Source organism: uncultured Amaricoccus sp. (assembly GCF_937858865.1).
GTDB lineage: Bacteria > Pseudomonadota > Alphaproteobacteria > Rhodobacterales > Rhodobacteraceae > Amaricoccus.
In genome coordinates this window covers 1-9460 of sequence record NZ_CALLYO010000290.1, presented here as the reverse complement: position 1 = coordinate 9460, position 9460 = coordinate 1, and the positions used below count along the sequence as shown (strand labels likewise).

14 protein-coding genes and 1 tRNA gene are annotated in these 9460 nt (G+C 69.0%); 7 read left to right on the top strand and 8 right to left on the bottom strand.

The annotated features are described in order from the left end of the window. The 4 genes from Q0112_RS08320 to Q0112_RS08305 all read right to left on the bottom strand — a co-directional run. On the bottom strand, positions 1-494 hold a 494-nt coding region (locus Q0112_RS08320), incomplete at its 3' end, for an SDR family NAD(P)-dependent oxidoreductase (RefSeq protein ID WP_297973847.1). A gap of 66 nt (positions 495-560) precedes the next feature. Beyond that, a complete protein-coding gene (locus Q0112_RS08315) occupies positions 561-1736 on the bottom strand; it encodes an acetyl-CoA C-acetyltransferase (protein ID WP_297973844.1) in 1176 nt (391 codons plus the stop codon). Positions 1737-1872: 136 nt separating this feature from the next. Beyond that, positions 1873-3114: an alpha/beta fold hydrolase gene (locus tag Q0112_RS08310; RefSeq protein WP_297973841.1), complete on the bottom strand. Its 1242-nt coding sequence runs from the start codon at positions 3112-3114 to the stop codon at positions 1873-1875. After that, a complete protein-coding gene (locus Q0112_RS08305; RefSeq protein ID WP_297973838.1) occupies positions 3114-3302 on the bottom strand; it encodes a hypothetical protein in 189 nt (62 codons plus the stop codon). The genes Q0112_RS08310 and Q0112_RS08305 overlap by 1 nt, the downstream gene beginning before the upstream one ends. 109 nt (positions 3303-3411) lie before the next feature. On the opposite strand from Q0112_RS08305, the gene phaR reads away from it, so the two are divergent. Next, positions 3412-3996, top strand: coding sequence for a polyhydroxyalkanoate synthesis repressor PhaR (gene phaR, locus Q0112_RS08300; RefSeq protein WP_297973835.1), 585 nt, complete (start codon positions 3412-3414; stop codon positions 3994-3996). Positions 3997-4000: 4 nt separating this feature from the next. Here the strand turns inward: phaR and Q0112_RS08295 are convergent, their stop codons facing one another. Next, positions 4001-4864 (bottom strand): EAL domain-containing protein, encoded by an 864-nt coding sequence (locus tag Q0112_RS08295; protein WP_297973832.1) that lies wholly within the window; start codon positions 4862-4864, stop codon positions 4001-4003. A 353-nt stretch (positions 4865-5217) separates the two neighbouring features. On the opposite strand from Q0112_RS08295, the gene Q0112_RS08290 reads away from it, so the two are divergent. The 5 genes from Q0112_RS08290 to Q0112_RS08270 all read left to right on the top strand — a co-directional run bounded on the left by Q0112_RS08290 (position 5218) and on the right by Q0112_RS08270 (position 7674). Further along, a tRNA-Pro gene (locus Q0112_RS08290) sits at positions 5218-5294 on the top strand. Between the two features lie 36 nt (positions 5295-5330). Continuing rightward, entirely contained in the window at positions 5331-5933 is a 603-nt protein-coding gene (pdxH, locus tag Q0112_RS08285) for a pyridoxamine 5'-phosphate oxidase (protein WP_297973829.1), read from the top strand. 60 nt (positions 5934-5993) lie between these two features. Continuing rightward, entirely contained in the window at positions 5994-6242 is a 249-nt protein-coding gene (locus tag Q0112_RS08280) for a GlsB/YeaQ/YmgE family stress response membrane protein (protein ID WP_297973827.1), read from the top strand. A 453-nt stretch (positions 6243-6695) separates the two neighbouring features. Further along, positions 6696-7211: a cold-shock protein gene (locus tag Q0112_RS08275; protein WP_297973825.1), complete on the top strand. Its 516-nt coding sequence runs from the start codon at positions 6696-6698 to the stop codon at positions 7209-7211. Next, complete coding sequence (locus Q0112_RS08270) at positions 7198-7674, top strand: DUF192 domain-containing protein (protein WP_297973822.1); 477 nt, start codon at positions 7198-7200, stop codon at positions 7672-7674. The genes Q0112_RS08275 and Q0112_RS08270 overlap by 14 nt, the downstream gene beginning before the upstream one ends. 205 nt (positions 7675-7879) lie before the next feature. On the opposite strand, the gene Q0112_RS08265 is transcribed toward Q0112_RS08270, so the two are convergent. Beyond that, the gene (locus tag Q0112_RS08265; protein ID WP_297973819.1) at positions 7880-8134 is read right to left on the bottom strand and encodes a Txe/YoeB family addiction module toxin; all 255 of its coding nucleotides are present in this window, start codon (positions 8132-8134) and stop codon (positions 7880-7882) included. Continuing rightward, positions 8131-8394 (bottom strand): type II toxin-antitoxin system Phd/YefM family antitoxin, encoded by a 264-nt coding sequence (locus Q0112_RS08260; protein WP_297973817.1) that lies wholly within the window; start codon positions 8392-8394, stop codon positions 8131-8133. Before Q0112_RS08260 ends, Q0112_RS08265 begins: the two co-directional genes overlap by 4 nt. Positions 8395-8444: 50 nt before the next feature. Between Q0112_RS08260 and Q0112_RS08255 the strand changes: the two genes are divergently transcribed. After that, positions 8445-8918: a hypothetical protein gene (locus Q0112_RS08255; protein WP_297973815.1), complete on the top strand. Its 474-nt coding sequence runs from the start codon at positions 8445-8447 to the stop codon at positions 8916-8918. Between the two features lie 357 nt (positions 8919-9275). Here Q0112_RS08255 and Q0112_RS08250 read toward each other — a convergent pair. Then, positions 9276-9460: sigma factor-like helix-turn-helix DNA-binding protein (locus tag Q0112_RS08250; RefSeq protein WP_297973813.1), on the bottom strand; the 185-nt coding region annotated here is incomplete at its 5' end.

The following is a 9460-nucleotide window of genomic DNA, read 5'->3' as shown; positions in this document are numbered from 1 at the left end:
CCTTCCTGCGCCAGCGCGCGGGTGAAGCCGATGTCGCCGGCCTTGGCGGCGGAATAGTTCACCTGCCCGGCCTGGCCCTTCTGGCCGTTGACCGAGGAGATGTTGATGATGCGGCCGAACTTGCGGTCGCGCATCCCCGACCAGACCGGGTGCGTCATGTTGAAGACGCCCGAGAGGTTGGTGTCGATGACCTCCTTCCACTGCTGCGGGGTCATCTTGTGGAACATCGTGTCCCGGGTGATGCCGGCGTTGTTGACCAGCACCTCGACGGGCCCGAGGTCGGCCTCGACCTGCTTGATGCCGGCGGCGCAGGCCTCATAGTCGGCGACCGACCATTTGTAGGTCTTGATGCCGGTCTCGTCGGTGAACTTCTTCGCCGCCTCGTCGTTGCCGGCGTAGTTCGCCGCCACCGTGTAGCCGGCGGCCTTCAGCGCCGTCGAGATGGCCGCGCCGATGCCGCGCGAGCCACCGGTGACCAGAGCCACTCGTCCCATGAGCTTCCCCCTTCTGATGTGGAGCCGGACGGTTGCCCCGTCCGGCGAGGATCAACGATTGCCGAGCTACGGCCGCTCGACGCAGAGCGCGACGCCCATGCCGCCGCCGATGCAGAGCGTGGCGAGGCCCTTCTTCGCGTCGCGGCGCTTCATCTCGTAGAGGAGCGTGTTGAGGATGCGCGCCCCGGAGGCGCCGATCGGATGGCCGATGGCGATGGCGCCGCCGTTCACGTTCACCCTGGCGGTGTCCCAGCCCATGTCCTTGTTGACCGCGCAGGCCTGGGCGGCGAAGGCCTCGTTCGCCTCGACGAGGTCGAGGTCGGCCGCCTTCCAGCCCGCCTTCTCGAGCGCCTTGCGCGAGGCGGGGATCGGGCCCGAGCCCATGACCGCGGGATCGACGCCGGCGGTCGCCCACGAGGCGATGCGCGCGAGCGGCGTGATGCCGCGCTTCGCGGCCTCCTCCTCGGTCATCAGCAGCACGACGGCCGCGCCGTCGTTGAGGCCCGAGGCGTTGCCGGCGGTGACGGTGCCGTCCTTGGAGAAGGCGGGCCGCAGCTTCGTCATCCCCTCGAGCGTCGCGCCGTGGCGGATGTACTCGTCCTGGTCGACCACCACGTCGCCCTTGCGGGTCTTGACGGTGAAGGGGGCGATCTCGTCCTTGAACTTGCCGGCCTTCTGCGCCGCCTCGGCCTTGTTCTGCGAGGCGAGCGCGAACTGGTCCTGCTCGTCGCGGCTGATCTGCCACTGGGTCGCCACGTTCTCGGCGGTCGTGCCCATGTGGTAGCCGTTGAAGGCGTCCCAGAGCCCGTCCTTGATCATCGTGTCGATGAACTTCAGGTCGCCCATCTTCTGCCCGGCGCGCAGGTGGGCGCAGTGCGGCGACAGCGACATGCTCTCCTGGCCGCCGGCGATGACGATCGCGTCGTCGCCGAGCGCGATGTGCTGGGCGCCGAGGGCGACCGCGCGCAGGCCCGAGCCGCAGACCTGGTTGATGCCCCAGGCGGCGCTCTCCTTCGGCAGGCCGGCGGCGATATGCGCCTGGCGGGCCGGGTTCTGGCCCTGGCCGGCGGTCAGCACCTGGCCGAGGATGGTCTCGGAGACTTCCTCCGGCGCGACGCCCGACCGCTCGAGCACCGCGCGGATCGCGGCCGCGCCGAGCTCGTGCGCCGGGGTGTTGGCGAACGATCCGTTGAAGCTCCCCACCGCGGTGCGTGCTGCCGATGCGATTACGATTTTGCTCATCTCTTCCTCCAAAGGCGCCGGATCGTCCGTTTCCGGGCGGCAAGGGACAGGCGAATCGCACTCCCCCGCGCGTTAACCAGCCTCTCGTCGCACATGAGGCCGGGATGCTCAACCGAGGATGATCTGCGCCGGACGCTCAGCCGCCATGCGCTGCGAGGAAGGCTGCCAGCGGCCGCCAGACGGCGGATCGCGCGGCGCTGCCCACGATCATGCCGATGTGGCCGGTGCGGGCGGAGACGAGCTCGGCCCGCGGCAGGACCTGCGCCAGCGGCAGCGCGAGCGGCGGCGGGGCGATGCTGTCGCTCGCGCCCGAGAAGACGAGCGCCGGCTGGGTGGCCCGGGCGGGATCGACGGCGCCGCCGAGGAAGTGCCAGCCGCCGGTCGCCGGCGCGTTCTCGATCTGCCAGCGCAGCAGCAGGTCCCTGGCGGCGCCGAGCGGCATCGGCACCCCGTCGGCCACCCAGTCCTCGAGCGCGACGAAGAGCTCGGCCGCCGGGCCGAGCGGGTCGAGGCGGGCGAGCTTCTGGAACTTGAGCGCGGCCTGGATCGGATTGACCAGGGCGAAGAGGAACTGGAAGAGCGAGACCGGGATCATGCCGAAGGCCTGCGCCTGGGCCTCGAGCAGCGCCTCGGCGCGGGCGACCCCCTGGGCGCGGATGCTCGCCCGGACGCCGCCGGCGAGCCCGTGCGCCGGGGCGAAGTCCCAGGGGGCCCCGATGGTGACGAGGGCGGCGACCGCCTCGGGCACGCGGGCGGCGGCGCCGACGGCGAGCGTGCCGCCCATGCAGTAGCCGACGAGCGGCACCGGCCGCCCGGCGATCTCGCAGGCGCGGGCGAGCGCGGGCAGGAGCCGGCGCGCGCCGTAGGCGGCGAGGTCGAAGTCCGCCTCCTCCGGCCCCGGTTCCCCCCAGTCGACGAGGAGCGGCCGCAGGCCCTCGCCGGCCAGCCAGCGCAGGATGGAGCGGCCGGGCGCGAGGTCGAGGATGTAGGAGCGGTTGATCAGGCTCGGAACGACGAGCACGGGCGGGCCGTCTGGGCGGGCGGCCTCCGGCGCCTGGCCGAAGTCGAGCAGGCGCGAGCAGCCGGCCCGCCAGACCGCCGGCGGGGCCGCGAGGCTGCGGCGGTAGGGGTGCTGCTGCCAGATCTCGAGGCCGCGGACGGTCGCCCCGAGGCGGGCGGCGACCTCGAGCGCCACCTCGATCGTGTCGAGCCCGGCGAGCGCCGCGCGGTCGACCTCGAGCGAGGCCGCCCAGGGAAAGCCCGGGCTGTCGGCGCGCGGGGCGGCGAGCAGGGCGTGGCCGTAGGCCGAGAGGGCGGCGCCGAGGTGCAGGACGAGCGGGCTCGGCTCGCCGACGCGGTGGGGCGCCGCGCGCGCCATCAGGCGGGGCGTCCTCCGGGAGATGCCGGGGCGGCGGCGGGCGCCGGCGCGTGGAGCGCGAGGTGCACGAGGTTGCGCTCCCAGAGATCGAGGTAGAGGTGCGCGCACTCGCGGGCGCCGCGCCCGGGGGGCGCGGCCGGCGGGATTTCCGCCGTCGCCTGCGCGCCGTCGCCTTGCGCTCTGTCCATCGCCGCCTTCGCCCTCGCACATTCGCAGGTGCGGAAATGCCTTTTCGCCCCGCCGGCCGAGGGCTAAGCTTATCGTCCGCGGGGGACACATTCACCAGGAGAGATGCGCGTGGCCGAGAAGTCCGAAACCGCCGCCGAGCCGATCATCATCAAGAAGTATGCGAACCGGCGGCTCTACAACACGGCCAAGTCGAGCTACGTCACGCTCGAGCATCTTGCGGAGATGGTGCGCTCGGGTCAGGACTTCGTGGTGAACGACGCCAAGTCCGGCGAGGACATCACCCGCGGCGTCCTGGCGCAGATCATCTTCGAGGAGGAGGCGAAGGGGCAGACCATGCTGCCCTCCTCTTTCCTGCGCCAGCTGATCCGGCTCTACGGCGACTCGCTGCAGGGCTTCGTGCCGGGCTATCTCGAGGCGTCGATGGAGACCTTCGCCCGCAATCAGGAGGCGATGCGCGAGCAGGTGCGCCAGGCCTTCGAGGCCAATCCGGCGCTCGCCAACTTCGAGGCGCTGGCGCGCTCGAACATGGAGTGGTTCGAGAACGCGCTCCGGATGTTCGCCCCCTTCGCCACCGGCCTCACGCCGAAGAACGGGCCGAACAAGCCGCCGCACAAGGACGTGGAGCTCGACGAGCTGAAGAAGCAGCTCGCCGCGATGCAGGAGCAGCTCGCCAAGCTCGCCAAGGACCGCTGAGGCTTCAGCCGGCGCGGCGGCGAATGGCGTCGGCCGGGGCGGCGGCGAGCTCCGGGCGGGCGGCGGGGCGGCCGTAGAGATAGCCCTGGAAGCAGTCGATGCCGGCATCGCGCAGCCAGCGGGCGTCGGCCTCGCATTCGACGTGCTCGGCGACGGTCAGCATCTCGAAATGGCGCGCCACGGCGGCGAGGCATTCGACCAGTACCTGGGCATCGCGCTGGGCGTGCACGCCGCGGGCGAAGCTGCCGTCGATCTTCACCATGTCGAAGCGGAAGTCGCGGAAGTGGCGGAAGCCGGTGGCGCCGGCGCCGAAGTCGTCGAGCGCGAAGGCGCAGCCGCTGGTGCGGACATGGTTCATGAAGTCGACGGTCTGCGCCGCGTCGACGAGGGCGGCCTCCTCGGTGATCTCGATGATGAGCCGCCCGCAGACGCCGCTGCCGCCGCGCGCCGCGGCGGCGATGAGCGCGAGCCAGCCCTCGTCGCCCATCGAGCGGGGCGACATGTTGACCGAGAGCCGCAGGAGCGGGTCGGCGGCGAGGGCCTCGAGCGCCGCGGCGAGGGCCAGCCGGTCGATGGCGCGGCCGAGCGGGCCGGCCTCGACCGCGGGCAGGAAGGCGGCGCCGGCCAGGAGCTGCCCGTCGGGCAGCCGCAGCCGCGCCAGCATCTCGTAGAAGGCCGGCCGGTCGGGGCGGATGGCGCTGACCACCGGCTGGTAGTGGAAGGCGATCCGCCCCTGCACCAGCGCCTGGGCGACGGCGAAGCGGAGCCGCGCGTTCCCCTCGGTGCGGCTCGCCGCCACGACCGATTCGGCGATGACGGGGGCGGCGAGGAGGGCGAAGGCGTCGGCCGGAGGGGCGAGGGGTTCCATGGGGGCGGATCTTCCGGGTAGGGGCGGGGCGACCCTCACCTAGCGCGAGGTTCCTTAAATGTTCGTCAATTGCCCGCTTCCTGCCGACCCGCAACCGCCGGCGGCACAGTGCGGGCCGACCCGGCAGCCGACCGACCGGCCCCCCGAAGGCCCGTTAACGAAGGTTTCCATCCGGTTGACGCCAACCGGAATTATCCAGCAAAAACAAAGATCCTGCCCGGTGGGCACGCGTGCCCACAGCGTGCCCGCAGCGTGCCCGCAGCGTGCCCTCCGGCGCCCGCCCGGCCGCTGCCAGGGCCGTAGGCTCTTGCGCTTTTCCGGCAAGCGGCTAACTCGGATCGCGGAGGACTCCTCGGGGCGTGGCGCAGCCTGGTAGCGCGGCGGTTTTGGGTACCGCAGGTCGCTGGTTCGAATCCAGTCGCCCCGACCAGTCCCCCTTCGCCCTCCGACAGCGTCAGGTGGAGCCGTGGACCGGACCGGAATCTTCGCAGGCGACGACCCTTTCGCGATCGCCAGGGCGTGGCTGGCCGAGGCGGAACGGACCGAGCCGAACGATCCGAATGCCATCGCTCTCGCGACGGTCGGCGAGGGGGGACTGCCGAACGTCCGCATGGTGCTGCTCAAGGAGATCGAGGCCGCCGGCTTCGTCTTCTACACCAACTACGAGAGCGTGAAGGCGCGCGAGATCGAGGCCTCGGGCGCCGCGGCCTTCGTGATGCACTGGAAGAGCCTGCGCCGCCAGATCCGGGCGCGCGGGACGGTGACGCGCGAGGAGGGGCCGCAGGCCGATGCCTACTACCGCTCCCGCAGCCTGCCGAGCCGGCTCGGCGCCTGGGCCTCGGCGCAGTCGCGCCCGCTCGCCGGCCGGGCGGCGCTGATGCTCGAGGTCGGCCGGGTGACCGCGACCAGGGGGCTCGACCCGCCGCGGCCGCCGTTCTGGGGCGGCTACCGGATCGCTCCGACCGAGATCGAATTCTGGGCCGACGGGGCGCACCGGCTGCACGATCGCTTCCGCTGGACCCGCCGCGCGCCGGGCGCGCCATGGGAGATCGTGCGGCTCAGCCCCTGAATTGCTGGACTCGCGGCCCGATCCGAGTCAGCAGTGCAGCGACAACGGGGAGGTGGAAGCATGAGCGGACTGGGCTGGCTGAGCTTTCTGATCGTGGGCCTGATCGCCGGCTGGGTCGCCGACAAGGCGATGCAGCGCGGGCATTCCCTGCTCGAGAATCTGGTCGTCGGGGTGATCGGCGCCTATCTCGGGGCCTTCCTCTTCCGGATCCTGGGGCTGGCCGCCACCGGCTTCGTCGGCGCACTCGTCGTCGCCATCGTCGGCTCGGTGGCGCTGCTCGCGATCGTCGGAGCGGTCCGCAAGCGGTGAGGCCACCGAATCGGCCGGATCGCCTGACCTGGCCGGCGGGGAGCGCGTTCCCGGGGGAGCGCGTCGGCCCTGAACTGGTCGATATGCGGAATGCGCCTATCGGTGCGTCGCTCGGGCCGAGGGGTCGTCCGTTCCAGGATCCGCGCCGGGTGCGGCCGGAGGGGGACGGAAGGTGCGCCGCCGCGTGGCTGCAGACGTTTCCCCAGGGCGTCTGAAATGCAGCGTCGAACGGCCCCCTCCTTCCGCATGCAACTTCTGAGGGAACGCCGAGAATACTATGATTGTGCAGGCTGCAGTCCTTCTACTGTTTCCACAAGATTCGCGGTTGCGTTACCAAGCGAAACCGGTAACGCTGCGCCATATGGGCGAAGCTCGCGCCCAGGCGGGCCATTGGTAAGTCATTCTAGTATGTCGGCGCTCCCATGCGCCCGTGAGGTCGGGAATTTCCGCAAGATGGTTGTCCGTGGTCACGTGAAATGGTTCGACACGACGAAGGGGTACGGCTTCGTCGTGAGCGAGGACGGCGAGGGCGATATCCTTCTGCACAGCAATGTGTTGCGGGCCTTCGGCTTCACGTCCGTGGCCGAGGGGGCGGAGATCGTCCTGCGCGTGCAGGTGACCGAGCGGGGCCGCCAGGCGGTCGAGGTTCTCGACATCGTGCCGGCGACGAGCAGCGAGAGCCCGGTCCCGATCATGCTTCCGGAGACGGAGGCCGCCGGGCCGCTCGAGCCGGCGCGGGTGAAATGGTTCGACCGGGTCAAGGGCTTCGGTTTCGTCAATATCTACGGCCGCCCCGAGGACGTCTTCCTGCACATGGAGACGCTCAGGCAGTACGGCTACGGCGAGGTGGTCGCGGGCGACGTGCTGGCCGTCCGGGTGACGGCGGGGCCGCGCGGGCCGATGGTCTACGAGGTGCGCAGCTGGGACTATGTGGTCAGGATGCGCCTCTCGAACGATGCGCTGGGCTGAGGGCGCCGGCTGGCTGCTGCTGGCGATCGCCGCCGCGGCGGGGCCGGGGCTGGCGGCGGAGTGCGCGGCGGACCGGGTCGACATCCGCGATGCCGACAGCGTGCTGCGGTTCCAGGTCGAGGTCGTCGACACCGCGGAGGAGCGGGCGCAGGGGCTGATGAACCGGGAGAGCCTGCCGCGCTTCTCGGGCATGCTCTTCGTCTACGAGACGCCGCAGCCGGTCGCCTTCTGGATGCGCAACACGCTGATTCCGCTCGACATGCTCTTCTTCGACGCCGAGGGGCGGCTCACCCGGATCGCGCGCGAGGCGCGGCCGCTCGACGAGACGCCGATTGTCGGCGGCGAGGCGATCCAGTACGTGCTCGAGATCAATGGCGGCCTGGCCGAGCAGCTCGGGATCGACCTCGGCGCCGAGCTGCGGCATCCGGCGGTGACGGGCGGGGTCTGGAGCTGCGCGGGGTAGGGCCCGAAAGGCGGCCGCGGGAATCCAAAGGGTTAGGGCAATCTCCTGCGTATGGGATGCATATGGAATCCGTATGGAATCCGTATGGGTACTGAAACAGTCGGGATTGAACCCGTGACGGCAATCGACGGGACCCGCGGCTCGAGCCATCCCCGCGCTCGCCGAGTGGACGAGGACCCGGTCGGACAGACCTGCGGGTGGCCGGTCAGTAGTGGTAGCGGCACTGCACGACTTCGATCGCGCTGGCGGCGGCGCGGTAGACCAGGCGGTGCTCGCGGTCGATGCGGCGGGACCAGAAGCCGGCGAGGTCGCCCCTGAGCGGCTCGGGCTTGCCGGTGCCCCCGAAGGGGTGGCGCAGGCATTCCTCGATCAGGCGGTTGAGCTTGCGCAGCATCGTCTTGTCGGTGGCCTGCCAGTGAAGGTAGTCGTCCCAGCCGGCAGGGTCGAAGACGAGCCTCATTCCTCGATGAGGTCGCGGGCGACGCCCTTGCCTTCGTTCAGCGCCTCGATCGACTCGCGCAGCCGCCGCGCGTTCTCGGGGCTGGACATCAGGTAGGTGGTCTCGTCCATCGAGGCCCAGTCCTCGAGCGAGACCATGACGACAGGCTTGCCCTTGGCGCGGGTGACGATGACCGGCTCGTGGTCGTCGTTCACCTTGTCCATGACGGCGGATAGGTTGGCGCGGAGGGTGGTGGAGGAGAGGGTTTTCATCGCATACATGTACGTGATACCGTACAGCGCGTCAACGATCTGCGATCGGAACTCCGCCCATGCCTGACCCAGATGCTGGAACAGTTCGCGAGTTTTGGGCCGCTATGTCGGAGGCTCAGCATCTCGAATATGCGTGTGAGAACTTGAAGGCTCTCGTGGAAGCGGCCGAGAGTGGTCAGCTTTGGAGTGGAACGGCGAAGGATGCACAGGGGCTATTCGAGTCATACGAAGGCAAGCGGAATCTGGGCAGAAACTTCAAAGCCATCTGTAAATCTCTGGGACTAGGCAAGAATACTGAGTTGTTGGATGGAATATCGATACAAAGGAATTGGATTGCCCACGATTTCATCAGGGAGTGGGAAGGCTCTCGGTCGAGAGACATCGAGATTGACCGACTCCGTCGCGCGAGACTGGAACTTGCCGAAGCACGCCAGAAGGTTGACAGCATCTCTCAATCTTTGCTTCGCTGGGTTGATCAGCACCTGGCAGAAGGCCGCGGTGACTTTAATAAATCCGATCCATCGCACCGTTAGCGATGATAGATGGACCCCTCGAAACACTCATCTTTGCCATCTAGGCACAGGTAAGACCTGTAGATGGTCCTGCCATCATACTCGAATGGCTTAGCCATAAGATATACGGTACCATAGTGATACGGGTACTCGTATGTGTATTTGTCACAAAGGAAGATGTATGGCCCTAGCGCGTGAGCATCTTCATTGTTGACGCACGTGTCAATTGAAGCGTAACCTTCCCAGATCACTAGATAGCCTGACCTTATGAGGTCAAACGCGCTATCAGCGTATATGGGCCCCGCGAGCGAATTCATGATCGCTGTTGCGACAATTGCCAGTCGCAGACAGCGATCGGAGAAACGTAGAACTGGCAGACTACTGATCTAAAAAGCTCCTGAGCTTCCGTGACCGGCTCGGGTGCTTGAGCTTCCTCAGCGCCTTGGCCTCGATCTGCCGGATGCGCTCGCGGGTGACGGAGAACTGCTGGCCGACCTCCTCGAGGGTGTGGTCGGTGTTCATGCCGATGCCGAAGCGCATGCGCAGGACGCGCTCCTCGCGCG